Below are 25,081 nucleotides of genomic sequence, written 5' to 3'. Positions count from 1 at the left end.
GTCGTGAATTTCCTACCCTTATCGAGGTAATTTCTCCGGCCGGTTCATTCGGTATTTCGTGGCGGTCACCGATTGTAGGAAGGCGGCCAATTGTTGGATTTCCTCTTTTGTGAGGTCAAGTTTCTTCATCAAAGGATCAATGCGTGGATGCATGGGATCGGCCAATTGGGCTTCCGTTTTCGGGTTGTTCATCTGCATGCCGCTATTGTACATGTTCAGCACACCGATCATATTGTCGAACAGGCCATTGTGCATCCAAGGGTCGGTATTCATCACATCACGCAAAGAAGGTGTACGGAATTTGCCTACGTCTTTCGGATCTTTGGTCACGATATAGCGCCCCAGGTCCTCATATTTCCGTTTGTAGTAGGTCAAACCGATATTATGAAAATCCTCATCGGTCATAAACTGTCCATTGTGGCAGTTCATACAACGTGCTTTTGTCCGGAAGAGGTGCAATCCTGCGATCTCATCATCGGTCAAGGCATTATGCTTACCATCCAAGAACTCATCAAAACGGCTCCTTCTGCTGGTCAAGGTACGCTGAAAAGAGGCTAAAGCTTTCATGATCTCTGGCATGGAGAAATCTTCCTCTCCAAAAGCCTCCATGAACAATTGTTTATAAGCAGGAATAGCCTTCAATTTAGGCACTAATTTCGTCAGGTCCATCGCCATCTCATTATGGGCTTCGATCGGGCTTAAGGCCTGTTCTTCCAGGGAATGGGCTCTTCCATCCCAGAACATGGTCTTACGCGCATACACATTTAATAACGAAGGGGTATTTCGCGTGCCGACCAAATGGTCATGACCTACCGGAACGGTAGAATGGTCTGCCCAGGAAGTCTGTGGATTATGGCAGGAGCTACAGGAAATCTGGTTGGAACCTGAAAGGATCGGATCGAAAAAGAGGAACTTGCCTAATTTCACGTCCGGTTTTTCCATCAATGAGAAATAACTGCTATCAAGCTTAGGCAGGGATTTAAATTCCGACCAATTTGCTCCAGAGTCGATCGTTGGTTTTGGCCATTCCGATATAGGTTTGCTATATAACGCACGCAGATCAGACAATCCTTTATCTGATAAAAACGCGGTACTTAAAACTGTCAATCCTATTGCCAAAGCAATGAACATTATCCTCTTCATGCTGTTCTTTTCTGAAAAACCTCCGCAAATTTAAACTAATTCTAAATAATAGACTAATTTTTCTCTTCTTCTAATTTTTTGAGGAGTTTTTCGACCTCTTCTTCCGATGCTGTCAATTTGGCTTTACAGATGGTCAACAAGGCTGTTGCACGGTTAATCTTTACCGTCAATTCATCGACAGCAACATCGCCCGACTCAATCTCCGACACGATCTGTTGAAGCTCTTCATAAGCCTCTTGGTAAGTGTATTTATTTTCCATCTTGTTCTTGTTTTGAAAGTACCTCCGTTATCAATTTCCCATCCTCCAACTGAATGTCCAATCGATCCCCAATCTGCGCCTGATCCAATTTATGCACCGCTTTTCCATTCGATCGCACGATGCTGAACCCTCTTTTCAACACATGGATAGGGTTCAACAAAGCCAACATCCGTTCCATCTGCAATAAGGCCGACTGTTCATCCTTGATGGTTCTTCTGCTCAATTGCGCCAAATGATTTCTGACCTGTTCCATCTTGGTCTTCTCCTGCAGCAGAACGGTCTTCGAATTCCAGGTTATCGAACTGATCAGGTTCGCCAACTTGATGTGTTCATCCTCAAAGGTCTTTCGGGCTGCCCGGATAATCTTTTCGGTTGCCTGATCGACGGGAATAGCAAAGTTGTGAAACTTTTGAAGCAGGAAATCCGCCAGTTCGCTGGGGGTGATCGCATTCTTATAGGCCACCATTTCGCTCACGGTTTCATTGGTGGAATGCCCAATCCCTGTCAGTACCGGAATCGGGAATATCGCAATGGCCTTCGCCAAGAGGTAATTGTTATAGGAAGTCAACCCGACATCCCCACCGCCACCACGGATAATGGCCACCGCATCAAAATGTTCCATGCGTTCCGCGATCACCTCCAATTGTTTGATGATACTCGGGATGGATTTATCCCCCTGCAATAGCGCAGGGAACAAGGTCGTGCTAAAGGTATAGCCCCAAGGATTGCCATGAATGATCTTAAAAAAATCGGATAGCCCTTTACTGGTTTCTACCGATATGATCGCCAATCGTTTGGGCACTATGGGAAAGGGCAAGGACCGATTGGCATCGTAAAGCCCTTCAGCCTTTAACTTTCGGATACTCTCCCTTTTCTCTTTCTCCAGTTCCCCTAAGACAAAGGTGGGGTCGATGTCCACAATCTTTAAAGAAAATCCATATAAAGGATCGTAGGATATGCCCGCTTGAAAAAGCATGGTGATCCCTTCGCGAAGGGGTTCGCCCAAAACCTCCATAAATTGCCTATTGATGCGTTGATAATCCATTTTCCAAAGGATGGACCGCATTTCAGCAACCACCTTGCCATCGGTTTTTTCCAATAGTTCGGGATAGCAATGGCCCGAATGGGTATAATGGTTCAGCTTGTTCATCTCTGCCTTTATCCAATACAGACTTTTATACCGTTCAGCAATCGTTTTCTGGATGCTGCGCGATACTTCCAATAGGGTAAAAACGGTTTTATCAGCTAAGATTTCGGGCATATCTCAAAGATAATCAATTATTCTATGCTCTTAATGCATGTTTGTGCGTTTTATTAGTACATTTACAGTATAAATCCTAAAACAAACATGATCCGAAAGATAAACCTTGCTGTCCTAGGGCTTTTATGTCTATTCCAAGCCGCCAATGCACAATACAAACAGGTATTGGTCAATAAAACTCAGATTATCCATAACAAACAGTCTATCCTACCCTTCAAGAAGTTAGATCAATATCGCATTGCAGTGGTAACCACGGATAATCAAAAATATGCGCCATTTATCCAACAGCTTCAGCGCTATGCGGATGTAACGGTAAGCGATTTTCAGCATTTCGACGAGAATACCAAATATTACAACAGCATCATCGTTGCCGGATCTGCCAGAGATTTTAGGTCAGATTATGCTGCTATGGTCTTACAATCCGCAGTAAACAACAAAAATGTGATCCTCTGCCGATTTGGAACCGACCAGAATTATACCAACATCGGTCTCAATAGCCAGAATCTAAGTCGTTTTGCCAGTTTGGTCTATAGCCCCGAAACAGATGCTGAAGGCCAAGTTAATGCCGCTATGTCTATTTTTGGCGGCTTAGGTGTAACCGAGGGCAAAATCAAAACCACACAGACCCGATTACAATATACCCAGGGCAAACAATCGGGATTGAACATTGCGGAAATGACCCAAAAGATCGATGCCATTGCCAAAGAAGCCATCGAGCAAAAAGGAGCTCCAGGAATGACCGTGATGGCCGTAAAAGACGGACAGGTAATCTTTGAAAAAGCCTATGGCTACCATACCTATGAAAATCAACGGGCCAATTCCATCCATGATATCTACGACCTGGCTTCGATAAGTAAAATCGCCGGCACCACTCCTGTGGTTATGCACCTGCAGGAAAAGAAAATCATTAACCTGGACAGCACCATGGGCCATTACCTTTGGCAGGCCAAGAAAAGCAATAAAGCCAATATCACCCTTCGGACAGTCCTGCTCCATGAAGCCGGATTCACCCCTTTCATCCCTTTCTACAGGAGCCTGAAACCGGGCGATCTTGTCCATAGCCCTGATGAGAACCATCAGGTACAAGTGGCCGATAATGCCTATTTAAAGAATAATTATTACCGGGATGTCATGTGGCCAGAAATGCTAGCATCATCCGTAAAACCGATCGGCAACTATGTCTATTCGGATATCAGCATGTATGTGATGAAAGAGGTTTCGGAGCATGAAACATCCGTTCCCATGCAGGAATATGTACAACAGATCTTGTACCGCCCGATCGGTATGAAAACAGCGGGCTATAACCCAAGGACACGGTTCGCGAAGAACCGCATCGTTCCAACCCAAAATGACACCCTATTCCGTAAAACCCTTTTGGAAGGTTTTGTACATGATGAGGGGGCTGCCATGGCCGGTGGAGTTGCCGGACATGCGGGGCTATTTGCCTCCGCGAATGACCTTGCCATTTATGGACAATTGTTATTGAACCGTGGAAAATACGGTGGTGCAACCTATTTCAAGCCAGAAACCGTAGATCTTTTCACCTCCAAGCAATCGGCCACAAGCCGCCGAGGATTGGGCTTCGACCGTTTTGACCCGAACTCCAAATCTGGTTATCCTTCTAAATTGGCCAATAGTTCCGTCTATGGCCATACCGGTTATACCGGAACCTGTATCTGGATCGATCCGAAGAATCAATTGGTCTATATTTTCCTGTCCAACCGCGTGCATCCACAGGTCTCCACGAAATTATTGGATCTCAATATCCGCTCTCGGATCCAGGATGTGATCTATGAAACCATCAATAAAGCCAAGAAATGAAAACCCTATCATTCAGCCTAATCGCCTGTTGCCTATCCCTGCTTACAGCCAAGGCACAAGACCGTAACCTATCCAAGGATTATAAAAAAATCCATGAAGAGCTTCTGTTGATCGATGGCCATAACGATGTCATCATTGAAAGTATCCTTCCGGGGTTAGATATTGGCAAACGCATCAAATCAGGGCATACCGACCTTCCACGGTTAAAGGAAGGTAGCGTTGATGTGCAGGTATTCGCAGTTTGGTCTGATGATAAGAAATGGAAGAAAAATGCGTTTAAGCATGCCAATGATCAACTGGATGCGTTGGAAAAATTACTCCAAAACAATCCCGATAAAATCGAGTTGGCGAAGAGTTCCGCTGACATCGAACGCATACATCAGGCAGGCAAGATCGTCGCCTTGATCGGTATCGAAGGGGGAAACATGATCGAAGAGAAAATCGAAAACCTTGATAAATTATACGATCGTGGAGCCCGATACCTCACCCTGACCTGGAACTACAATCTCCCTTGGGTAACTGCCGCTGCCGAAGAGGTAAAGACCAAAGGGGATAAAGGAAAAGGATTGAGCGAACATGGAAGGGCCATCATCAAAAGAATGAACGAATTGGGGATGATGGTTGATCTTTCCCACGCGGGCAAGAAAACATTCTATGATGTGATGGAAATCAGTAGCAAACCCGTATTGGTATCCCATAGCAATGCTGCTGCCCTAACACCGCATTACCGCAACCTAGACGATCAACAATTGGCTGCCCTCAAAAAGAATGGTGGCGTCATAGGCGTTAATTTTTATTCGGAATTCCTGGATTCCGGCTATAAAAGCCGAGTGGAAAAAGTATTTAAAAAAAACCATCAAGTAGATCCAGCTAAGAAATTATCCCTAGATAAGATGTATGCCCAGTTAACCAAGAAACAAAGACAGCAGGTGGATGCACCCATGGAAATGGTGCTCAAACATATCGATTATTTGGTTTCCAAGGTAGGCATAGATCATGTAGCGATCGGTTCTGATTTCGATGGCATCAATTCGGCACCCATCGGCTTGGAAGATGTTTCCAAATTTCCCAACCTGACCAAAGCATTATTGGAAAGAGGGTATAATAAGGCCGATATCGCAAAGATTATGGGGTTGAATTTTCTAAGGATCCTAAAGGAAAACGAAAGGAAATAGCTTAATCCTCCAATTGCACCAATTCATCGTAGTTTTTATCCAACTTGTTGACCAATCGGATATAGATCAATCGGAAATAGAATTTCATCAATTTGATGATAAAAAAACCCATGATACTTACGGCAATGATTGTAAATATGGCATAAAGCATCATTTCTCCCGTACTTTTATCAAAAATATGCTTTTCAATAATGAAGGAAATCGATCCAATAGTCAAGGAAATAATAATCAAATAGATATTGAAGGAAATATACTGGTTTACGGTTTTGCGTGAAACTAATATATCGTTCAATAAATCCTTGGTATTATTGGTGTTCTTAATCTTATAATAGGCCTGAAAGAAGGTATAGATAAAATAAAACGTGATCACATAGGAAATAACATTGATCGATTGATCAATGATCTCCAACCAAAGAGGATCCGTATCACGTCCCGTTTCGACATCTGAAAAGAAAAAGAACCAAGCATTAAAAGCGAGTCCTAGAAAAAGCTCTATCACGGAAACGAAGAAAATCCATTTCGCCAGGGATGAGGAGCTTTTATAGAGCATACGACGGATCTCCTCCTTATTTACTTTCGGAAAATCCCCATCCTTATTCCAATGCTGTTTCAGTAAATCTAAGCCATCCATTATACGATTCCTTTTTTAGCCAATATTTCTTTTATTTTTCCTTTGATGCGGTTCATCTTCACCCGGGCATTTACCTCGGAGATACCCAATGTTTCGGAGATCTCTGCGTAATCCTTATCCTCCAGGTACATATAGACCAAGGCCTTGTCGATATCGTTTAATTGTCGGACAGCATCGTAAAGGAATTTCAGTTGCTCTTCCTCTTCCGAATTATATTCTTCATATTTGATATTGGCAAATGATTGGTCCCAATCCACCGTGGTGATTTTATTGCGTTTGGTTCGGTAGAGGGAAATCGCCGTGTTCAGGGAAACCCGGTAAGCCCAAGTCGAAAACTTGGAATCCCCCTTGAACTTCGGATATGACCGCCATAACTGAATGACCATCTCTTGGAAAAGATCTTGGTGCGAAGCCACATCTGAGGCATATAGCCTACAGATCTTGTGGAGAATATTTTGGTTATCCTCCAGCAGCGCCACAAATTCTTGCTCCAGGTTAGTATTCATTTTAGGCTATTTGTCGACAATATAGCCCTTATGTTACAACTTGTAGGTACATTTTTTTAAATTCGCTTAATGGCTAAAACGAAATCAGCATATTTCTGTCAATCCTGTGGTTATGAATCACCGAAATGGCTAGGACAATGTCCATCCTGTAAACAATGGAACAGCTTTGTGGAAGAAGTGGTGGAAAAAAGTTCCTCTCGGGTTCCTGAATGGCGAAGTACCAGTACGGTACCCGGAACCAATAAACGCAGCAACAAAGCGGCAATCATCCATGAAATCGTTTATTCGGAAGAGCAACGGATCTTAAGTCCGGACAAGGAGTTCAACCGCGTCTTGGGGGGTGGGATCGTTCCGGGATCCTTGGTCCTGATCGGCGGGGAACCGGGCATCGGTAAATCAACCCTGATGTTGCAACTTGCCCTTTCCATTCCGCAGGTGAAAACATTATATATCTCCGGGGAGGAAAGTGAACAGCAGATCAAGATGCGGGCGGAACGTCTCTCCCAGAGTTCCAACGCCAACTGTTATATCCTGACGGAAACCTCCATGCAGAACATCTTTAAACAGATCGATCAGGTAGAGCCGAATGTGGTGGTGATAGATTCCATACAGACTTTACATACCGCGCAGATAGAATCTGCCCCGGGTTCTGTATCGCAGGTAAGGGAATGTACCGCGGAGTTATTGCGTTTTGCCAAGGAAACCAATACCCCGGTTTTTATTGTCGGGCATATCACGAAAGATGGCAGTATTGCCGGGCCTAAAGTGCTGGAACATATGGTGGATACGGTGCTTCAGTTTGAAGGCGACCGGCATCATGTGTACCGCATCCTGCGGGCGGTGAAGAATCGTTTTGGTTCTTCCTCGGAATTAGGGATCTATGAGATGCAGGGATCGGGGCTGAGGGAGGTTTCCAATCCTTCGGAGATTATGCTGTCCCAGCGGGAGGAGCCTGTCAGTGGGATCGCTGTAGCGGCCATGCTGGAGGGTATTCGGCCTTTGATGATCGAGGTACAGGCATTGGTGTCGAATTCAGCTTTTGGCACTCCACAACGAAGCTCTACGGGTTTTGATACAAAACGGTTGAATATGTTGTTGGCGGTATTGGAGAAAAGGTTTGGCTTTAGGCTGAGTGCGCAGGATGTATTTTTAAATATTGCAGGAGGGTTAAGGGTGGAAGATCCGGCTATTGATCTGGCGGTGATTGCGGCAATTATTTCCTCCCAGCAGGATATCGCCTTGCCAGCGAATATTACTTTTGCGGGTGAGGTGGGATTATCGGGGGAAATAAGAGCGGTGAATAGGATTGAGCAAAGGATTCAGGAAGCTGAGAAATTGGGCTTTGAGCAGATTTTTATTTCGAAGTATAATAGTAAGGGCTTGGATGTGAAGAAGTATGGGATATTGGTGCGGCCCGTAGCGCAATTGGAAGATATTTTCAGGATATTGTTTGGGTAGTTTTATCCGTCATTGCGAGGCGCTCTACGTCATTGCGAGGAGGTACGACGAAGCAATCTTTAAACTATTCGAAAGATTGCTTCGTCCCTCGCAATGACGGGTAAAGTGTCTCGCAATGACGGGTAAAGAGCTCCGCAATGACGAGAAAGCCTACTTAATAACCTCAGCCAATTTTTCTTCCAAGGCCTTGCCTCTCAAATTCGAAGCAATGATCTTTCCACTAGGATCAACCAAAAAATTAGCAGGTATCCCCTCAATAGCATACAAAGGAACGACCTCCGATTGCCAGAATTTCAAATCCGACACATGCGGCCATTGCTCCAATTTATCCTCATGAATAGCTTTTACCCAATCATCCTTCTTACCCGGACGATCCAAGGAAACGCCAAATACCGTAAAATTCTTATCCTTAAACTTATTGAACGCTGCTACAACATTTGGGTTTTCATGACGGCATGGTCCACACCAGCTCGCCCAGAAATCGATCAATACATATTTTCCTCTCAACGAAGACAATTTGATCACATTTCCAGCTGTATCCGGCAATGCAATTTCCGGAGCCACAGCACCGATCGCTACACCTTTCAATTTCTCAATCTTCGCAGCAATGGCTTTTCCCTTTTCGGTATTCTTCAATGCAGGCGACAATTTCTCATAAGCTGGAATACCTAGGTCATTCACATTCTCTGCAGAGATCAAATCCCCAAGAATATTCAAACTTACATAGCTATTCGGTTTGCTCAAAACAAACTGCTGGCTCAATTCTTTCTGTTTTTCAAACAAAGCCATAGCTTGGTTCTGCAACCCGCCCACAAATTCCTCATTTTCTTGCTGTTCTTTAGGTGCATCCGCATACGTCTTGTTCAATTGTGCAAACTGATCCGTCACTGGTTTCATCGCATTCTTGTAATCCGTGAAATCCTTGTTGATATCATTTCCTGATACCGTCGCTGTGCTCAGTTTATCACCTTTTACATTGATCACGCCTTTTGCCAAATACAAACCACCCACATCAGGATTACTCAATTGACGAATGCCCTTACCTTCTGGCGAAAGTATCAACTGCGCCTGTGTAGGCTGCGATACAACTCCATTGAAGGTAAATGCGCCCTTTACCACATTGGCAGAATCCAAATGATTCTGACCACCATCCGAATACGATAAGAAAACTTTTGCCGGCGCATCGTGGGTACCGATGTTACCTTTTATGGAGTAATCTTCCTGTGCAAAGAGCAAGGAAGGAACTGCAACTAGTGCACTTAGAATTAATTTTTTCATTTTCAAGTATTTAATTTATATCCGATTAAATGTTCTATTACCATCTTCCGCTGGCACCACCGCCACCGAAGCCGCCTCCTCCGAAACCGCCGAAGCCACCGCCTCCGCCGCCTCCAAAGCCGCCGCCACCAAATCCACCTCCGTCATTATCACCACCACGGCCTAAGGAATTCAACAAGGTCCACCAGAACAGGTCTGAAGAACCACGACCGCCCATCACACGTCCGCCACCATTGTTCCCTCCACCTCCGCGTTTGGAAATAATGGATATGATGACAAATACGACGATAATGATGAAAATAATGGGAATACCACCTCCACCTTCTGTAGAATAGGTCTCCTTAGGCTCTGCTTTATACTCCCCTTTTGCATGGGAAATTAACGCATCCACCCCATTATTAATACCTGTATAATAATCGCCCTGTCTGAAGGCTGGTTTTATTTCATTTTCAATAATCCGGTAGGAAATCACATCGGGCACTGCACCCTCAATACCATAACCCGTACGGATCGTTACGGCACGATCGCCCAAGGCTACCAGTAATAGAATACCATTATCGTATTTCTTATTACCTACGCCCCATTTTTTTGCCAAGCGATCGCCATAATCAGCGATATCATAATCCCCGGTCGAATTCATCACCACCACCGCTAACTGGGTGGTTGTACTATCTTCAAAAGCCAATAACTTCTGCTCGAGCGCCTGTTGTTCACTGGCACTCAACGTATTGGTATAATCACTAACCAATCGGTTCGGAACAGCAGGAAAATCCTGCGCCAACGCCGTAAAGTGAATGATTAACCCTACAAATAATCCAAGGAATATCTTGATAGACGTACTCAATAAACGAGTTCTCTTGTCCATAAATTGTTGTTTATCCAAAATAAATATCATTTGGAAGTTCATTGACATCATCATCCCTTCTTGGGAAATAATGTGCCAGCTGCTCCCCTGCCTGTTCAATGCCCGCAATCAGTCCATGCACATAATCCGATTGCCTAAAATATGCCAACATGGATTCTTTTGTGGATTCCCAAAAATCCGCAGGAACTTTATCATTGATCCCCGAGTCGCCGATGATCGCAAACTGATGGTCATCGGTCGCCAAATAGATCAATACCCCATTACGCAATAAGGTCTGGTGCATCTTCAGCTTCTCGAAATACGCTGTTGCCTGCTCATATGCCTCTATGCCATGTAGCTTTCTTTCCACCACCAAACGGATCTCTCCTGATGTACGGTTCTCGGCCAAACTAATGGCCTGAACTACTTTTTCCTGTTCCTCTTGATTAAATATTTCCATGAGCTAAAAAAAGGAAAGATGAATGCGGATGGATTGCTCCACGCATTCATCTTTCTATATTAACAACAATAAAATTCATTAAAATTGAACTGTTGGAGCTTTATCTGATCCTTCAGTTGCTTTAAACGTACCTTTAGCTTTGAATCCAAAAATACCAGCCATCAAATTGTTAGGAAATGAACGAACCGTAGTATTGTACTCCTGAACAGCTTCGTTGTACGCTCTGCGTTCTACGGAAATACGATTCTCTGTTCCTTCCAACTGCGCTTGCAATTCTTGGAAGTTCGCATTCGCCTTCAAGTCTGGGTAAGCTTCCACACTAACCAATAAACGACCCAAAGACTGCGATAATGCATCCTGGGATTGTTGGTAATTTGCGATGGCTTCTTCTGACAAGTTGGATGGGTCAACAGTTACTGAAGTTGCTTTTGCGCGAGCTTCTGTAACAGCTGTCAAAGTGCTCTCTTCGTGGTTGGCAGCTCCTTTTACGGTATTAACCAAATTCGGGATAAGGTCTGCTCTACGTTGGTAAGCATTTTCAACCTGTGCCCATTTTCCTTTAACATTCTCATCCTGGGAAACCATGGTGTTGTAACCACAAGAACTGAAAGAAAGTGCTGTGAATAAACCTACTAAGGCGATTAATAATCTTTTCATGTGTAATGTTTTAACTTGTATTCTTTAAAATTAAGAAATTGTTTTTATAAAAATAACATATCAAACGATATACCAATCCTTGTAAAACGTGAAATTATGGCAGGAAATGGTAACTTTGTAGCGTTTTTGGGATAAAACCCCAACAGAATTATGCAGAAAGAAATTGAAATTGCCTTAGTTCCTGAGGCCATAGACGATGAAAAACGTATTTTAAACGAAGGATCCAAAAAACTTCGTATCCCTGTACAACGTATCCAAGGATTCCATATCCGGAAACGCTCTATTGATGCCCGAGGCAAACAAGTGCTTTTCCGCTTGAGGATCGTTTATTTCATTGATGAACCTGTTTCCCTACCGGATTTCCACAGTAAATTAAAGGACGTCAGCCAAGCTAAACCCGTGATCATCATTGGGGCTGGACCGGCCGGACTTTTTGCGGCCTACCGCTGCTTGGAAAGGGGATTAAAACCCATCGTGATCGAAAGAGGGAAAAAGGTACAGGACCGCCGTCGGGATCTGGCGAAGATCAACCGCGAAGGGATTGTCAATCCTGAATCCAATTATTGTTATGGAGAAGGTGGTGCCGGAACCTATTCGGATGGAAAACTATACACTCGATCGAACAAACGCGGCGATGTGCAACAGGTACTGGGTATTTTTGTGGAGCATGGCGCCACCCCAGATATCATGGTGGATGCCCGTCCGCATATCGGAACCAATAAATTACCGCATATCATTGAAAGCATCCGCGAACGGATCATCGAATTTGGCGGCGAGGTGCTGTTCGACTGCAAGGTGGTCGATATCCTGGAACAATTCGGACAGGTGGAAGGCGTTTTGACGGATGCAGGCGAGCGTATCCTGGCCAAACATGTGGTCGTCGCTACGGGACATTCGGCTCGGGATATCTACGAACTCTTTCGGAAAAAAGGCTGGTTATTGGAAGCCAAACCTTTTGCTTTAGGGGTTCGGATCGAGCATCCGCAGGAAATCATCGATCAGGCGCAATACCATTGTTCCATCAGACCGGAAAACCTACCGCCTGCCTATTACAGCTTGGTGGAACAGGTAGACGGCCGCGGGGTATTTTCCTTCTGCATGTGTCCGGGAGGGATTATTGCTCCCTGTGCAACGGATCATGAAGAGATTGTGGTCAATGGCTGGTCTCCTTCCAAACGGAATAACCCACATGCCAATTCCGGAACCGTGATCCAGATCAATCTGGAGGATGTGAAAAATGCAGATGCTGATCCTTTTGCCTTGTTGGATTTTCAGCGGGAAATCGAGCAGAGGGCGTTTCAGCTGGGTGGTGGGAATCTGGTCGCTCCGGCACAGCGCATGGTGGATTTTGTACAGCAGAAGGTTTCATTGGATCTTCCTATAAATTCTTATAAGCCTGGAACGCGGTCTGTGGATCTGCGGGAGGTACTGCCCGGATTTGTGCATCAGGCATTACGTGGGGCCTTGCCCATTTTCGGAAAGAAAATGAAGGGATATTATACGAATGAGGCTATTTTGGTGGGTGTGGAGTCCAGGACATCATCACCGGTGAGAATCCCGAGGGATAAGGATAGTTTCCAACATCCGCAAGTCGCTGGTTTATATCCATGTGCAGAAGGTGCGGGGTATGCGGGTGGGATTGTATCGGCAGCAATTGATGGGATGAATTGTATTGATGCGATTCAGGATTAAGGAGGATTTGGGTAGATTTTGGAATAAAACGGAGAAGTTTTGAAATAATATGTGGTTGGGGGTTGACAAGAATAAGGTTTTATTGTACTTTTGTGTCACCAAACGCGAAATGTTTAACGTTTAATGCGAAAGTAGCTCAGTTGGTAGAGCACAACCTTGCCAAGGTTGGGGTCGCGAGTTCGAATCTCGTCTTTCGCTCAGAGTTTAAAACTTGAAGCTTTCTGATTTTTCAGAAAGCTTTTTTTTGTGCTTCCTCCGTCATTGCGAGAAGGCACGACGAAGCAATCTTTCGATATACGTCTCCCTTTTGTCATCCTGAGCGTAGTTCTTTGTCATCCTGAGCGTAGTTTTTGTCATCCTGAGCGTAGTCGAAGGATCTTTACGGGTACCAGATGTAGATGCTTCGACTTCGCTCAGCATGACATGGGGAAAGATTGCTTCGTTCCTCGCAATGACGCACCCCCCTTTGCTCCAACCTTGCTCCCCCCTCTGCTCCGACCTGAAACCATACTGAAAGTAATGTGAAAGTATGCTTTTCCTATACCAACCATACTAAAAACCTACTTTAACCCTACTTAAACCCTATTTTAATACCATTTTCAACCCATTTACATAGAAAAACATACAGCTAAAACCTAAAAGCTAATAAATTACTCCTCAGGTTTTTTCAAACCCAAGGACATCAAGGAAGGAGTAAAAAAGGAACAAATCCCCAAACCGATCACCAGCAAACCAGCAATCACAAAAGCATTGGCTACGCCAATATAATCCCCAATATTACCCGCAAAAATCAACCCGATCAAGCTCGGAATAATCGCAAAGCTAAAATACAAGGAAAACACCCGGCCCAACATCTCCGGCGCTACTTCCTCCTGTATCGTCGTCATAAAAGCCGCCGAAAAAATAGACATCGCCATCCCCCCGATCCCTGTTAGTACCACGAAAACAATAAAAAGATTCGGATTTAAAATCCCTGAAAACACAAAAGTCAATCCCAACAAAATATGCATACAATTGATCAGCAGCACTTTCCTCAAATTAATCTTGAAAATACTCAAAATAGATCCCCCGATCAGCATCCCTACTCCCCAGATCACCTCGATCACGCTCATCTCAAATTCCTTCCCTCCAAAGTGATCGATGGTCAACAAAGGAAACATAATAGCCACCGGCATAATCCCTACGGTCGCCATTACCGAATACAGAAACATCCAAGCCAAACCCTTATTCCGATAAATCGCTGCCATGCCCATCTTGAGATCCTTCCATACCTGCCCAATAGAGCCCGAAACCTCTACCTTCAAATGCGGGATACTGATGAACAACAAGCTGCAAATGGCAAACACGGCACCGATCACATCCAGGTACAATACCCTATTGATCGGAAAATTGGCGATCGCCAGGGTTCCCAATGCCGGACCAGCGATGGAACTCACCGATTGCAACATCTGGTTGATACCAGAAACCCGCAGCAATTGGTTTTCCGGAACGATCAAGGGGGCAATGGCCTGCATGGCTGGAGAGTGGAAAGCTGATCCAATAGACCGGCAGACCATCAACAGGTACAACAGGTTCAGTTGCACATGTCCATCCTTAATAACGAGGGTCATCATGATGGTACATATGGCAATAAAGGCATCCGCAAAGATCATGATCTTCTTCCGGTCCCAACGATCGATATATACACCTGCAAAAGGTCCGATCAAGGCCTGCGGAAGCAGGGCCGCGATCGCAGAATAGCCTAATATCTCGGCCGATTTGTATTCCAGGCTCAACCAGATAATGATCGCAAAATTCACCGCCGAACTGCTCAGTAAAGAGACGAATTGCCCGAACCAGATAAATAGATAGGTCTTAAACCATTTTTCCTTTTGCATAAGGTAAATATCAAAAAAAAAGCGTCTAAGCCAAAGACCTAGACGCTTTATTACTAAAACTACACTACTAATTTCTCTCTAAACCCTTTGCTACGCGATCTTCAACAAATGCCCTAACCACTTCGTTAGAGAACCTGGATGTCACATCAAATGCAAAGGCGTGTACCAATAGGATACGAGCGTTCTCTTCACCGATACCTCTTGCACGCAGGTAGAACAATGCTTCATCATCAAACTGCCCCATGGTACATCCATGTGAACATTTTACATCATCTGCAAAAATCTCCAATTGAGGTTTGGTGAAAACAGTCGATTTATCCCCGATCAACATATTGTTGTTCTGTTGGAAAGCATTCGTCTTCTGTGCATCTTCGCGCACAAAGATCTTTCCATTGAAAACCGCTGTCGACTCGTCCTGTGGAATATTCTTATACCATTCATAAGATTCACCATGAGGTTTCATGTGATCCACGATGGTATGGTTGTCTACAAACTGTTTATCCGCCAACAGGTTGATCCCGTATAAATGGGATTCTACCTCCTGCGCATCCATACGAACATTCAGATCGTTACGTACGAAGGCAACACCTGGGAAATTACAGTTGTAGTTATTGTATAGACTATGTTTTGTCTGGTAGATCTCTACGTGGTTGATGTAGCTGCTGGTATCGGATGATAACTGCAGGTAATAATGCTGTAGTTTAGCATTCTCTTCCACAACGATCTCTGTTACTTTATTGTTCAGGTTTTTGGCTGCATCATCCAAGGCAATAAAGCTTTCGATGATCTCCACCTCTGCATTCGGTTCAACAACATAAAGGTTTCTGGTCTGCGCAAAGAAATCCTGCGCACCAGTAGCTACATGAACAATATGGATAGGTTTGGAAACAACCTTGTTTTTTGCTACCGAAAGGTAAACCCCGGAAGTATGTAAGGCCGTGTTCAAAGCCACCATCGCCGAGCCGGTCTTATCGGCATGCTTGGCAAAGTGCTTTTGGAAGTTTTCTTCATCCTGGGCGTCTTCGATCGATTTTACAGTCAATCCGATCTCATCTTCCAAGGAGGAGAATGCCAACACATATTGTCCATTGATCAATACGATCTGATGGGCATCCAAATTCGGGATATCGGCTTTGCTCAAGTCGATATCTGCCACATCCACATCTTCGTTCAATAAGTAAGTCTTATTGACCAAGGGTTGGATGTTGGTATATTTCCAATCTTCATTCTTCACGGTTGGGAAGCCCAATTCCTTGAAACGTGCGAATGCCTCCTGCCTCAAGGATTTTACCTCGGCAGTATCATTACTCGTTTCCAACTCTTGGAATGTTGCTGTCAACTGTTGGAATAAAGAGTTTGCTACTAATGTACTCATGTTATTTGTTGTCAATCCGCTCATTACCTTTCTAATTATAAATTAGGCATCCTGCGCATCTAATTCTTTTAACCAATCGTATCCTTTTTCTTCTAGCTCTAAAGCCAATTCTTTGGTTCCTGTCTTTACGATTCTACCATTGTGCAGTACATGGACAAAATCAGGAACGATATAATCCAACAAGCGTTGGTAGTGGGTGATCACGATAAATGCATTGTCTTTGGAACGCAATTGGTTTACACCATTTGCAACAATACGTAATGCATCGATATCCAATCCGGAATCCGTTTCATCCAAAATGGATAATTTAGGGTTCAACATCGCCAATTGGAAGATCTCGTTACGTTTCTTTTCACCACCTGAGAACCCTTCGTTCAACGAACGGTTTGCCAAGTTTGCGGAAAATTCCACCAACTTCTGCTTCTCTTTTACCGTTTGCAAGAACTCTTTGGCTTCCACTGGAGGAAGGCCTTTATATTCACGAATATCATTAACAGCTGTTCTTAGGAAGTTGATGTTTGATACTCCAGGGATTTCAACCGGATATTGGAAAGCTAAGAAAAGACCTTCGCGAGCGCGATCTTCCGGAGCCAGATCCAATAGATCCTTACCATCCAAGGTTGCTTCACCTTCGGTTACTTCATAGGCATCACGTCCTGCCAATACATTTCCCAATGTACTTTTTCCGGCGCCGTTAGGGCCCATGATCGCATGAACTTCTCCTGCCTTAACTTCTAAATTTAATCCTTTTAAAATTTGTTTGTCTTCAATAGACGCATGCAAATTCTTAATGCTTAACATAATCTCTTTTAAAATCTATCCAACTGATCCTTCTAATGAAATGGCAAGAAGCTTCTGTGCTTCCACTGCGAATTCCATAGGCAATTGATTTAATACTTCTTTTGCATATCCATTCACGATCAAGCCTACGGCTTTCTCCGAATCGATTCCACGTTGGTTCAAGTAGAACACCTGGTCTTCACCAATTTTTGAGGTGGTAGCCTCATGTTCCAATTTCGCCGTTTTGTTTTTACTTTCTATGTAGGGGAAGGTATGTGCACCACAACGATCACCGATCAATAAACTATCACATTGGGTGAAGTTCCTTGAATTATCTGCGTTAGGACCAATTTTTACCAAACCTCTGTAGCTGTTATGGCTGGTTCCGGCAGAGATACCTTTAGAAATGATCTTTGATCGGGTATTCTTGCCCAAATGTACCATCTTGGTTCCTGTATCAGCTACCTGCTTATTGCGGGTCATGGCAACCGAATAAAATTCGCCCACTGAATGGTCACCTTTCAGGATAACTCCTGGGTATTTCCAGGTAATCGCTGATCCGGTTTCCACCTGCGTCCATGAAATCTTGGAATGGTCGCCTTTACAGATACCGCGTTTGGTCACGAAGTTGAAGATACCACCTTTACCGTCCTTATCGCCTGGATACCAGTTCTGAACCGTAGAGTATTTGATCTCAGCATTCTTTTGAGCCACCAATTCGACCACCGCAGCATGCAATTGATTTTCGTCACGCATCGGTGCGGTACATCCCTCTAAATAGGAAACATACGAATCCTCATCCGCAATGATCAATGTACGCTCAAATTGACCGGTATTCTGTGCGTTGATACGGAAATAGGTAGACAATTCCATCGGACAGTGAACGCCTTTTGGAATATACACAAAGGAACCATCGGAAAATACCGCTGAGTTCAATGCCGCATAAATATTATCCGTTTGGGGAACTACTGTTCCTAAATATTCTTTTACTAATTCTGGATGTTCCTGAACCGCCTCACCAAAAGAACAGAAAATAACCCCTTTTTCTTTCAGTTTTTCACGGAAGGTCGTTTTTACCGACACCGAGTCGAATACGGCATCCACCGCAACCACTCCGGCCAATATCTTTTGTTCATCCAATGGGATACCAAGCTTCTCGAAAGTTGCCAATAACTCCGGATCAACCTCATCCATGCTTTCCAATTGCTTTTTTGCCTTTGGTGCTGCATAGTAAGAAATGTCTTGGAAATCTACATCGGGGTTCTCGAAGTTCTGCCAAGTAGGCAGGCTCATGTTCTGAAAATGGCGGAAGGCTTTTAAACGCCATTCCAATAACCACTCCGGTTCATTCTTCTTACTGGAAATCAAACGGACCGTATCTTCATTGAGCCCTTTTGGCGCAATATCCATCTCGATATCCGTTGTAAAACCGTATTTATATTCTTCGAGCTCTAACTCTTTTAATAAATCGTCGTCTTTGCTGCTCATTTCGCTTTCACTTTAATACAGGCAGATGCCTAATGCTTTTGATTTGCAAAGTTACGACATAAAATGCATAAAAAGGGCATGATTGTGTTCCCGCTACACAGTTTTCCACAAAAAAAATGACAAATATCATTTCTCCGCTGTTTTAAGCTATTTAGAATGATTATATTATGACAATAAACTGATTAGCATAGATATTTCCTATAATAATAGATGTTATCTATAACCCCAGGTTATTTTACACGGCTGCAAATTAACCTGTTCATGAATTTGAGAAAAACCAAATAAAATTTTGTACATTTATGGTTCTTTATTTTATTTGTAACCCTATGTCATTTCAGCCAGATAAAACGGACTTAAAGATTCTTAAACTGCTTCAGGAAAACGGAAGGATAACCAATTTGCAGTTGGCCACGAATATTGGCCTCTCTCCTGCCCCCACCTTGGAGCGGGTTAGAAAATTGGAAAATTCAGGATTCATCAAGAGTTACCATGCTTTTGTAGATGAGGAGAAATTAGGATTAGGCATCAAATCCTTCATCCAGGTTTCTTTGGATTTCCATACGCACAATGCCATCCCTGAATTTGTGGAGGCTGTTCGCGCGATTCCGGAAGTGACCGAATGTCATCACGTGACCGGAAACTGCGATTTCATGCTGAAAGTCTATGTAAAGGACATCAAGGCTTACGAAGGGGTTATCATGGAGAAGATTTCCAAAATACCATTTGTGAAGACTTTCCAGACCATGATGATCATGTCGACAAGTAAAAAAGAACCAATTGTTCCTTTGGAGTATTAATTTATCTATGTCTCAGAAAGATTCAGCGATCATATTAACTTGGCCCGATGCTACGATCCGTGGAGATGAAAAATGGATGATGTTTTTCAAGAAGATCGGTATTGTGAAAAACCTGAACTTTAAGGTTGGTCACACGGGAGTGGTATTGGTTAAGCATGAGACCGGTGAACTTTTCTTCTATGATTTCGGCCGATACATCGCCCCTCGCGGTTATGGTCGTGCCAGATCCAAAGATTCCGATCCCTTACTGAAGATTGCTGTTCGAGCAACCTTTAAGGATGGAAAGATCAACAACCTGGAAGAGATAGTCGCGCATTTTGAAACCATAAAACATGCGATGTATGGCGAAGGCCGGCTCTTCTTCAGCATTGCGGAAGATATTGATTTCGATATCGCCAAGGCTTATGGGGATGAATGTGTACGGCAAGGAACCTATCCTTATGGTGCTGTAGCGAAAAACAATAATAACTGCTCACGTTTCATCACCCGCATGCTGATGAAATCCAATCCTAAGTACCATTACTGGCACGGGATCAATCTTCCGGAAACCATCAAAGCAAGCCCTATAAGCAATGTTGTTAATGTAAACAAGGATCGAATGGTCTATAGCTATTCGCCAGAAGATGGTTTGAAGCACTTCCGGATGAACCGTTGGCAATCTTTCTTCTTTTTGGTAAAACAATTGGGGGATAATGTCTTCCAAAAGAAAGCCTCTCTATTGCCGAATGATCGGATCATCGGGGCGGTTAAATTCGGGTCGAAACCCATATCGGTTCCAAAATCTGCGAAATATCTCGGTGGTGTAGGCGATGGCGCTTGGTATTTCCTGAATGAACGCCACGATAACCATATCGAAATCAGCCGGTACAACAGTCAGGGCATGCTGGAATATGTTGTTTTGGGAGAAACCCCGGAAATCATTGATTTCAGCGAGGAATGGGATATTGCCTATGATAGCCACCTCCTATTCACCCATGTGGTTCAACAGGGTAAAAAGATCAGAATCGAGCATATTGAAGTGCTTCCAGTAGACTCTTATAAATTTAAGAACCTACAGGAAAAATACGCCTAAACCTGCCAATCAATTGGCTGCTCCCCCTTACTTATCAGAAAATCATTGGCCTTGGAAAAGTGTCTGCAGCCATAAAACCCGCGATAGACCGAGAGTGGTGATGGATGTACAGATGTGAGGATCAAATGTTTGCTGCTATCGATCAGACTGGATTTTTTGATGGCATAACTCCCCCATAAGAGAAAGACCACGTGTTCACAGTTGTAGGAAATCGCTTTAATGATTTCATCGGTGAACATCTCCCAACCTTTTTTCTGATGCGAACCAGCCTCATGTGCCCTTACGGTCAAGGTGGCATTGAACAACAAGACTCCTTGCTCCGCCCATTTCGTTAGATTTCCATGGTTTGGAATCTGGAAACCCTGAATATCCGTGCTCAGTTCGCTGTAGATATTTCTTAGGGAAGGAGGAATCGCCATGCCTTCCGGAACGGAGAAAGAAAGTCCATGTGCTTGCCCATGGTTATGGTAAGGGTCCTGACCGAGGATAACCACCTTTAGTTTGTCCAGAGGAGTCAATTGAAACGCGTGGAACACCAGATCGGTCGGTGGAAATACCTGGAATGTCCCTCTTTCTGCCTGTACAAAGGCGGAAAGTGCCTGCATTTTTTCGGATTGAAATAAGGGCTTGATAATGCTGTCCCAGCTGGGATCAAATCGATCTGACATAAATATGGATATAATTTTACATTATTTTACCGCAAACAAGTTGTATAACACGGTAATTAAACGGATATTTGCAAACTTACAGCATTAAGAATAATTATGTCAAATTTAGTTCGAATTATAATATGTAGTTTGTTGATTGTTGGGACGGTAGCCTTGTTCTGGTTTGGACACTGGGGATGGGGTATATTGGCAATCCTGATTACAATTTTAGCATGGGTAACGGTGTTTTTCAATGAGAAAATGTTGCTTGCGCAGTGGTTTCTTCGTAAGGAACGTATGGATAAAGCAGAGGTTTGGTTAAAGAAGATCAACAACTATGAAACGGAATTGATTTCGGCTCAACATGGTTATTATCATATGCTATTGGGATTGATCGAATCGCAACGTGCGCCGTTACAGTCGGAAAAGTTTTTTAAGAAGGCATTGGCTTTGGGATTGCATATGGATCATAGTGTTGCCTTGACCAAATTAAGTTTGGCGGGGATTGCGATGGCGAAAAGAAATAAACGCGAAGCAGAGAAGCTTTTGGCTGAAGCCAAAAAAGCGGATAAGAATAAGTTGTTGGAAGAGCAGATTAAGTTGATGAAGTCGCAGATGGGGATGATGGATAAACAGCAGTTTAGGTATTCGAGGTAGGTACTTCGTCATTGCGAGGAACGAAGCAATCTTTGGACTAATCGAAAGATTGCTTCGTTCCTCGCAATGACGTATACCTCGCAATGACGCGGGAAGATTGCTTCGTTCCTCGCAATGACGTAGAGCCCTCGTAATGACGGGGATCAAAACCGAATTCTCGCTTCGATAAACTTTCCTTCTTCCTCCAAAGACTCAAAAACCAATTTCATTTCCTTTGCTTTTTTCATCGCTGCACTCAATGGAGAGAACTTAACCGTTATACCCACAGGAACATCCTGCTTCAATAAATAATTCAAATAATTCTGTCTTTGGGAAAGCAGCACCAATACCCTACCCATCTTCACACTATGCAACATATGCGACTTTCCTTCCCCATCAACCAACGTACTTGCAAACACATTCAACCTAAAATCCCTCGGATCCTTTTCATAGGAAATCACAAATAGATCTACCTGCAAGGTATCCCCATTAACCACTTTAGACTTCAGATCAAACTGTATATCATCCACGATATTCACCGTCGTATCCTCTTGCCCAAAAACCAACCTAGGAACAAAAAACAGAAAACCCAACAGGGCAAGTACCATTAATTTTTTCATCATGAAATCTTAACGTAATCGGTCAGCTGATTTGATGAGTTTCTCATCATTCCTGATCCCACGGATCGCAAAACTCAAAAACAGGATCGAGATCGGTAAAATAAAATAACCCACCCCAATATTGCTTACCTTAATATCTTCATTGTTCATATCCCAGATCGAACTTGCAGAAAACCACATTCCAACCGCCAATAAACAGACTAAGATAACCTGCAAAAGGATCAGCTTCAACTGAAGCTTTCTGTCTTTGAAAAAGAAGATAATAAGGATGGGAATCAAGGCAAGTACCACTGTAGCAATCGTTAATAAAAGAAAACTGGACTCCTTGGTCTCCACATTGTTCAAGGAAGAGAAAACTCCTGTAACATAGATGCTTTTTCCAAGCCCAACAGGGTTACTGTACATTAAATAAGGAAATAAGAATAATCCGAAAAGACTGATCCCTGATAGTAACAACCAGATCGATTGTATGCGCTGTATCATAGTATTTTATTGTTTATCCACAAATATAATACAAACAACTTAATTTGTCTTTGGTTTCCCAGAATGTTTAAACGGCAGTTCAATGTTAATGGTTGTTCCTTTTCCCGGTTGGGATTGAACATCCATGGTGCCATGTAGGTAATTGATCCGAGTTTTTACATTCTTCAAGCCGGAACCTTCATTTTCCTCTTTTTCCATCAGATCCACATCAAATCCGGCACCATCATCTTCTACTGTGATCAGGATAGCATGTTCTTCCAAACTGCATTGCACAAGGATGTGTTGAGGATGGCCATGCTTCAACGAATTGTTCAGTAATTCTTGGACTATCCGATAGATATGGGTCTGTTTGTCGTGAGAGAGGCTGTTCAATTCGCCGTAAAGCTGCAGTTCTATCTGGGTATTGCTGTTCTGCAGGCTTTTGCAGAGGTCTTCTAATGAAACCTGCAATCCAAAACGCCGTAGGGCTTCCGGCATGAGGTTCAAAGATATCCTACGCATCTCAGTAATGGCAAAATCCATCTCGTTCAACATCTCATCCACCTTTTCTTCCTGCTTGGATTTGTCCACATCCAGCATTTTATATTTTATGGAGGCTAAAACCGAACCCAAACCGTCGTGGAGATCGCGGGACAAGCGATTTCGTTCCTTTTCTTCCCCCTGCAACATCGCATCCAAAGCCAATAAACGCCTGTTCTTCTGTTGGCTCTTGGAAAGGAAATACAGAATGATCAATATGATCATCAGGATGAGGGCGGCAATGATCCAGGTGTTGCGTATAATCAGATCCGACTTTTCCTTATCCGCTTTCAGCCCATTGATTTCCTTTTCTTTTTCCAGTGTTTTGTATTTTACTTCATAATCCAGGATGGACTCTCGGATTCTACGTTCGAACAAGGTATCCCGCAGTTCAATGTATTTTTTGGACCATTCAAAAGCATTTTTATGTTCGCCCAGCTTTTCATAAATCATGTAATATCGGACAGCCATATTCACACTGTCCTGAAAAAACTGAAAGTCTCTGCCGTTATAGGCCTTTTCACTTAACTGCAGGGAATTTAAGGCGGCTTTATAGTCGCCTTGGTCATATTGGATCAGACTCAATTGAAAATATAGAGAAGAAATCTCCCTGATATCAGTCAATTTCTCCGATTTAAAGGCCGAAATGGCGTTGTTCATAGCCGCTACGGCCGAATCATATTGTTTGGAAAACCTATAATATACAGCTTGGTTATAGTAATAATTGCTGATGGGGATTTCTCCAGCATTTGCTTTAACAAACTTTTCATACTTCGCGAGCGTACTTTTCGCTTCTTTTAACAGTCCCAATGAACATTGGGAAAGAATCAGCATTTTATAGGACTCTTCCAAAATCCAAACATCATAATTGCCCTTCTCCATATGCTGAATGGCCAACAAGAGGTATTTGTTGGCATTGCTGTATTGGATATTGTTCCAAAAATTTAAACCGATCTTGTAATGGACATTTCCGATAAGGACATCATCTTTGGCCTTCAGACTAGCGGGAAGTGCTTCTTTCATCAGCACGTCCATCATTTCAAGTTGTTTATCCTGCCATTGATAAATCGTGGCCATATTGCTCAAGCTTTTTGCCCGGTAATAATACGCCAAGGGATCTTGAAATTGTTGAAGGGCCTTTTCTGCCTCCCGAAATATTCGAATACCTTTTTCAAGGTCATAATCCATATAGAAAGCGCCTTCGTAGACTTTACCGATCGCCAACCACAGATCCGAATTTTTACTGAGTTGCAGCCCTTGTTCTAGATAGGCCTTTGATTGGCTGGAATCTGAATAGGAGTAAAAGAAAGAAAGTTCATAAACTGTCTTGGCCTTCTTCAGGGGATCCTTTTGTAGGCTATAATCCTTTTTTAGACTGTCAATTTCCTTTTGGTATGGAATCAGATCTCCCTGGATGGCGAGCACATCCAAACCCATTAATAGGCACATGATTAGAAAAAGACCGATTTTTTTCAAAGGCATCGTATAAAAAAATGAAGGTGTCTAAAAAGGCACCTTCTTCTGTTTTATAGCTTTCTGGAGCTCCATTATAATTTCATGAGCAATATTAGGCTGCAAGTCGATGTTTTGTACTTTTCAGC

General features: G+C 43.4%; 24 protein-coding genes and 1 tRNA gene. 8 read left to right on the top strand and 17 right to left on the bottom strand.

What is annotated here, in order from left to right:
* Positions 1-18: 18 nt before the first annotated feature.
* The 3 genes from VJ786_RS07445 to xseA are packed head-to-tail and all read right to left on the bottom strand — an operon-like array spanning position 19 to position 2,664.
* The gene (locus VJ786_RS07445; RefSeq protein WP_099367099.1) at positions 19-1,143 is read right to left on the bottom strand and encodes a cytochrome-c peroxidase; all 1,125 of its coding nucleotides are present in this window, start codon (positions 1,141-1,143) and stop codon (positions 19-21) included.
* A 53-nt stretch (positions 1,144-1,196) separates the two neighbouring features.
* Positions 1,197-1,403: an exodeoxyribonuclease VII small subunit gene (gene xseB / locus VJ786_RS07440; RefSeq protein WP_099367098.1), complete on the bottom strand. Its 207-nt coding sequence runs from the start codon at positions 1,401-1,403 to the stop codon at positions 1,197-1,199.
* Positions 1,393-2,664: an exodeoxyribonuclease VII large subunit gene (gene xseA / locus VJ786_RS07435; protein ID WP_336557499.1), complete on the bottom strand. Its 1,272-nt coding sequence runs from the start codon at positions 2,662-2,664 to the stop codon at positions 1,393-1,395. The genes xseB and xseA overlap by 11 nt, the downstream gene beginning before the upstream one ends.
* Positions 2,665-2,751: 87 nt before the next feature.
* Here xseA and VJ786_RS07430 point away from each other — a divergent pair, with 87 nt between their 5' ends.
* On the top strand, positions 2,752-4,485 hold the full coding sequence (locus VJ786_RS07430) for a serine hydrolase domain-containing protein (protein WP_336557498.1): 1,734 nt from the start codon (positions 2,752-2,754) through the stop codon (positions 4,483-4,485).
* Complete coding sequence (locus VJ786_RS07425) at positions 4,482-5,660, top strand: dipeptidase (protein ID WP_336557497.1); 1,179 nt, start codon at positions 4,482-4,484, stop codon at positions 5,658-5,660. The genes VJ786_RS07430 and VJ786_RS07425 overlap by 4 nt, the downstream gene beginning before the upstream one ends.
* 1 nt (position 5,661) lies before the next feature.
* On the opposite strand, the gene VJ786_RS07420 is transcribed toward VJ786_RS07425, so the two are convergent.
* Together VJ786_RS07420 and VJ786_RS07415 are read right to left on the bottom strand one after the other, a co-directional pair.
* Positions 5,662-6,291: a DUF8845 family protein gene (locus tag VJ786_RS07420; protein ID WP_336557496.1), complete on the bottom strand. Its 630-nt coding sequence runs from the start codon at positions 6,289-6,291 to the stop codon at positions 5,662-5,664.
* Positions 6,291-6,797: an RNA polymerase sigma factor gene (locus tag VJ786_RS07415; RefSeq protein WP_336557495.1), complete on the bottom strand. Its 507-nt coding sequence runs from the start codon at positions 6,795-6,797 to the stop codon at positions 6,291-6,293. The genes VJ786_RS07420 and VJ786_RS07415 overlap by 1 nt, the downstream gene beginning before the upstream one ends.
* A 69-nt stretch (positions 6,798-6,866) precedes the next feature.
* Here VJ786_RS07415 and radA point away from each other — a divergent pair, with 69 nt between their 5' ends.
* The gene (gene radA / locus VJ786_RS07410) at positions 6,867-8,255 is read left to right on the top strand and encodes a DNA repair protein RadA (RefSeq protein WP_099367092.1); all 1,389 of its coding nucleotides are present in this window, start codon (positions 6,867-6,869) and stop codon (positions 8,253-8,255) included.
* 150 nt (positions 8,256-8,405) lie between these two features.
* Here radA and VJ786_RS07405 read toward each other — a convergent pair whose 3' ends face one another.
* From VJ786_RS07405 to VJ786_RS07390, 4 genes are all read right to left on the bottom strand, one after another.
* Positions 8,406-9,533 carry a TlpA disulfide reductase family protein gene (locus VJ786_RS07405; RefSeq protein ID WP_099367423.1) on the bottom strand — a complete coding sequence of 376 codons (1,128 nt, stop codon included), beginning with the start codon at positions 9,531-9,533 and terminating at the stop codon, positions 8,406-8,408.
* 37 nt (positions 9,534-9,570) lie between these two features.
* Positions 9,571-10,398: a TPM domain-containing protein gene (locus VJ786_RS07400; protein ID WP_336557494.1), complete on the bottom strand. Its 828-nt coding sequence runs from the start codon at positions 10,396-10,398 to the stop codon at positions 9,571-9,573.
* Between the two features lie 10 nt (positions 10,399-10,408).
* Positions 10,409-10,837 (bottom strand): TPM domain-containing protein, encoded by a 429-nt coding sequence (locus VJ786_RS07395; protein WP_134776097.1) that lies wholly within the window; start codon positions 10,835-10,837, stop codon positions 10,409-10,411.
* A gap of 78 nt (positions 10,838-10,915) precedes the next feature.
* Entirely contained in the window at positions 10,916-11,494 is a 579-nt protein-coding gene (locus VJ786_RS07390; protein ID WP_099367421.1) for a LemA family protein, read from the bottom strand.
* A gap of 150 nt (positions 11,495-11,644) precedes the next feature.
* Here VJ786_RS07390 and VJ786_RS07385 point away from each other — a divergent pair, with 150 nt between their 5' ends.
* Together VJ786_RS07385 and VJ786_RS07380 are read left to right on the top strand one after the other, a co-directional pair.
* Positions 11,645-13,186, top strand: a complete 1,542-nt coding sequence (locus VJ786_RS07385; RefSeq protein ID WP_336557493.1) for an NAD(P)/FAD-dependent oxidoreductase — start codon at positions 11,645-11,647, stop codon at positions 13,184-13,186.
* A gap of 125 nt (positions 13,187-13,311) precedes the next feature.
* Positions 13,312-13,384, top strand: a tRNA-Gly gene (locus VJ786_RS07380).
* 452 nt (positions 13,385-13,836) lie between these two features.
* Here VJ786_RS07380 and VJ786_RS07375 read toward each other — a convergent pair.
* From VJ786_RS07375 to sufB, 4 genes are all read right to left on the bottom strand, one after another.
* Positions 13,837-15,063 (bottom strand): MFS transporter, encoded by a 1,227-nt coding sequence (locus tag VJ786_RS07375; protein ID WP_336557492.1) that lies wholly within the window; start codon positions 15,061-15,063, stop codon positions 13,837-13,839.
* A gap of 67 nt (positions 15,064-15,130) precedes the next feature.
* On the bottom strand, positions 15,131-16,438 hold the full coding sequence (gene sufD, locus VJ786_RS07370) for a Fe-S cluster assembly protein SufD (protein ID WP_134776095.1): 1,308 nt from the start codon (positions 16,436-16,438) through the stop codon (positions 15,131-15,133).
* A gap of 42 nt (positions 16,439-16,480) precedes the next feature.
* The gene (gene sufC, locus VJ786_RS07365) at positions 16,481-17,239 is read right to left on the bottom strand and encodes a Fe-S cluster assembly ATPase SufC (protein WP_099367417.1); all 759 of its coding nucleotides are present in this window, start codon (positions 17,237-17,239) and stop codon (positions 16,481-16,483) included.
* Between the two features lie 15 nt (positions 17,240-17,254).
* Entirely contained in the window at positions 17,255-18,706 is a 1,452-nt protein-coding gene (gene sufB / locus VJ786_RS07360) for a Fe-S cluster assembly protein SufB (RefSeq protein WP_099367416.1), read from the bottom strand.
* A gap of 326 nt (positions 18,707-19,032) precedes the next feature.
* Here sufB and VJ786_RS07355 point away from each other — a divergent pair, with 326 nt between their 5' ends.
* Both VJ786_RS07355 and VJ786_RS07350 read left to right on the top strand, forming a co-directional pair.
* Positions 19,033-19,503, top strand: a complete 471-nt coding sequence (locus tag VJ786_RS07355; protein WP_099367415.1) for an Lrp/AsnC family transcriptional regulator — start codon at positions 19,033-19,035, stop codon at positions 19,501-19,503.
* Positions 19,504-19,510: 7 nt separating this feature from the next.
* The gene (locus VJ786_RS07350) at positions 19,511-20,575 is read left to right on the top strand and encodes a DUF6695 family protein (RefSeq protein ID WP_245153258.1); all 1,065 of its coding nucleotides are present in this window, start codon (positions 19,511-19,513) and stop codon (positions 20,573-20,575) included.
* Here the strand turns inward: VJ786_RS07350 and ung are convergent.
* Positions 20,572-21,243 carry a uracil-DNA glycosylase gene (gene ung, locus VJ786_RS07345; protein ID WP_336557491.1) on the bottom strand — a complete coding sequence of 224 codons (672 nt, stop codon included), beginning with the start codon at positions 21,241-21,243 and terminating at the stop codon, positions 20,572-20,574. The two genes, VJ786_RS07350 and ung, sit on opposite strands and share 4 nt — an antisense overlap.
* A gap of 96 nt (positions 21,244-21,339) precedes the next feature.
* On the opposite strand from ung, the gene VJ786_RS07340 reads away from it, so the two are divergent.
* Positions 21,340-21,879, top strand: a complete 540-nt coding sequence (locus VJ786_RS07340) for a hypothetical protein (RefSeq protein WP_099367413.1) — start codon at positions 21,340-21,342, stop codon at positions 21,877-21,879.
* 143 nt (positions 21,880-22,022) lie between these two features.
* Here VJ786_RS07340 and VJ786_RS07335 read toward each other — a convergent pair whose 3' ends face one another.
* From VJ786_RS07335 to VJ786_RS07325, 3 genes are read right to left on the bottom strand one after another with little or no spacing between them, the layout of a single operon-like run.
* Positions 22,023-22,481, bottom strand: coding sequence for a hypothetical protein (locus VJ786_RS07335; protein ID WP_134776093.1), 459 nt, complete (start codon positions 22,479-22,481; stop codon positions 22,023-22,025).
* 6 nt (positions 22,482-22,487) lie between these two features.
* Positions 22,488-22,961, bottom strand: a complete 474-nt coding sequence (locus VJ786_RS07330) for a DUF4293 domain-containing protein (RefSeq protein WP_099367411.1) — start codon at positions 22,959-22,961, stop codon at positions 22,488-22,490.
* A gap of 39 nt (positions 22,962-23,000) precedes the next feature.
* Positions 23,001-24,962, bottom strand: coding sequence for an ATP-binding protein (locus VJ786_RS07325; RefSeq protein ID WP_134776092.1), 1,962 nt, complete (start codon positions 24,960-24,962; stop codon positions 23,001-23,003).
* Positions 24,963-25,081: the final 119 nt, after the last annotated feature.

The sequence above is a fragment of the Sphingobacterium tenebrionis genome (assembly GCF_037126265.1).
Classification (GTDB): Bacteria; Bacteroidota; Bacteroidia; order Sphingobacteriales; family Sphingobacteriaceae; genus Sphingobacterium; species Sphingobacterium tenebrionis.
The sequence above is the reverse complement of the archived record's forward strand: the minus strand, read 5'-3'. Positions and strand labels throughout refer to the sequence as shown.

Bases quoted from the DNA above. Each gene is read 5' to 3' on its own strand.
- VJ786_RS07445 (WP_099367099.1), bottom strand. From the start codon at position 1,143: ATGAAGAGGATAATGTTCATTGCTTTGGCAATAGGATTGACAGTTTTA.
- xseB (WP_099367098.1), bottom strand. From the start codon at position 1,403: ATGGAAAATAAATACACTTACCAAGAGGCTTATGAAGAGCTTCAACAG.
- xseA (WP_336557499.1), bottom strand. From the start codon at position 2,664: ATGCCCGAAATCTTAGCTGATAAAACCGTTTTTACCCTATTGGAAGTA.
- VJ786_RS07430 (WP_336557498.1), top strand. From the start codon at position 2,752: ATGATCCGAAAGATAAACCTTGCTGTCCTAGGGCTTTTATGTCTATTC.
- VJ786_RS07425 (WP_336557497.1), top strand. From the start codon at position 4,482: ATGAAAACCCTATCATTCAGCCTAATCGCCTGTTGCCTATCCCTGCTT.
- VJ786_RS07420 (WP_336557496.1), bottom strand. From the start codon at position 6,291: ATGGATGGCTTAGATTTACTGAAACAGCATTGGAATAAGGATGGGGAT.
- VJ786_RS07415 (WP_336557495.1), bottom strand. From the start codon at position 6,797: ATGAATACTAACCTGGAGCAAGAATTTGTGGCGCTGCTGGAGGATAAC.
- radA (WP_099367092.1), top strand. From the start codon at position 6,867: ATGGCTAAAACGAAATCAGCATATTTCTGTCAATCCTGTGGTTATGAA.
- VJ786_RS07405 (WP_099367423.1), bottom strand. From the start codon at position 9,533: ATGAAAAAATTAATTCTAAGTGCACTAGTTGCAGTTCCTTCCTTGCTC.
- VJ786_RS07400 (WP_336557494.1), bottom strand. From the start codon at position 10,398: ATGGACAAGAGAACTCGTTTATTGAGTACGTCTATCAAGATATTCCTT.
- VJ786_RS07395 (WP_134776097.1), bottom strand. From the start codon at position 10,837: ATGGAAATATTTAATCAAGAGGAACAGGAAAAAGTAGTTCAGGCCATT.
- VJ786_RS07390 (WP_099367421.1), bottom strand. From the start codon at position 11,494: ATGAAAAGATTATTAATCGCCTTAGTAGGTTTATTCACAGCACTTTCT.
- VJ786_RS07385 (WP_336557493.1), top strand. From the start codon at position 11,645: ATGCAGAAAGAAATTGAAATTGCCTTAGTTCCTGAGGCCATAGACGAT.
- VJ786_RS07375 (WP_336557492.1), bottom strand. From the start codon at position 15,063: ATGCAAAAGGAAAAATGGTTTAAGACCTATCTATTTATCTGGTTCGGG.
- sufD (WP_134776095.1), bottom strand. From the start codon at position 16,438: ATGAGTACATTAGTAGCAAACTCTTTATTCCAACAGTTGACAGCAACA.
- sufC (WP_099367417.1), bottom strand. From the start codon at position 17,239: ATGTTAAGCATTAAGAATTTGCATGCGTCTATTGAAGACAAACAAATT.
- sufB (WP_099367416.1), bottom strand. From the start codon at position 18,706: ATGAGCAGCAAAGACGACGATTTATTAAAAGAGTTAGAGCTCGAAGAA.
- VJ786_RS07355 (WP_099367415.1), top strand. From the start codon at position 19,033: ATGTCATTTCAGCCAGATAAAACGGACTTAAAGATTCTTAAACTGCTT.
- VJ786_RS07350 (WP_245153258.1), top strand. From the start codon at position 19,511: ATGTCTCAGAAAGATTCAGCGATCATATTAACTTGGCCCGATGCTACG.
- ung (WP_336557491.1), bottom strand. From the start codon at position 21,243: ATGTCAGATCGATTTGATCCCAGCTGGGACAGCATTATCAAGCCCTTA.
- VJ786_RS07340 (WP_099367413.1), top strand. From the start codon at position 21,340: ATGTCAAATTTAGTTCGAATTATAATATGTAGTTTGTTGATTGTTGGG.
- VJ786_RS07335 (WP_134776093.1), bottom strand. From the start codon at position 22,481: ATGATGAAAAAATTAATGGTACTTGCCCTGTTGGGTTTTCTGTTTTTT.
- VJ786_RS07330 (WP_099367411.1), bottom strand. From the start codon at position 22,961: ATGATACAGCGCATACAATCGATCTGGTTGTTACTATCAGGGATCAGT.
- VJ786_RS07325 (WP_134776092.1), bottom strand. From the start codon at position 24,962: ATGCCTTTGAAAAAAATCGGTCTTTTTCTAATCATGTGCCTATTAATG.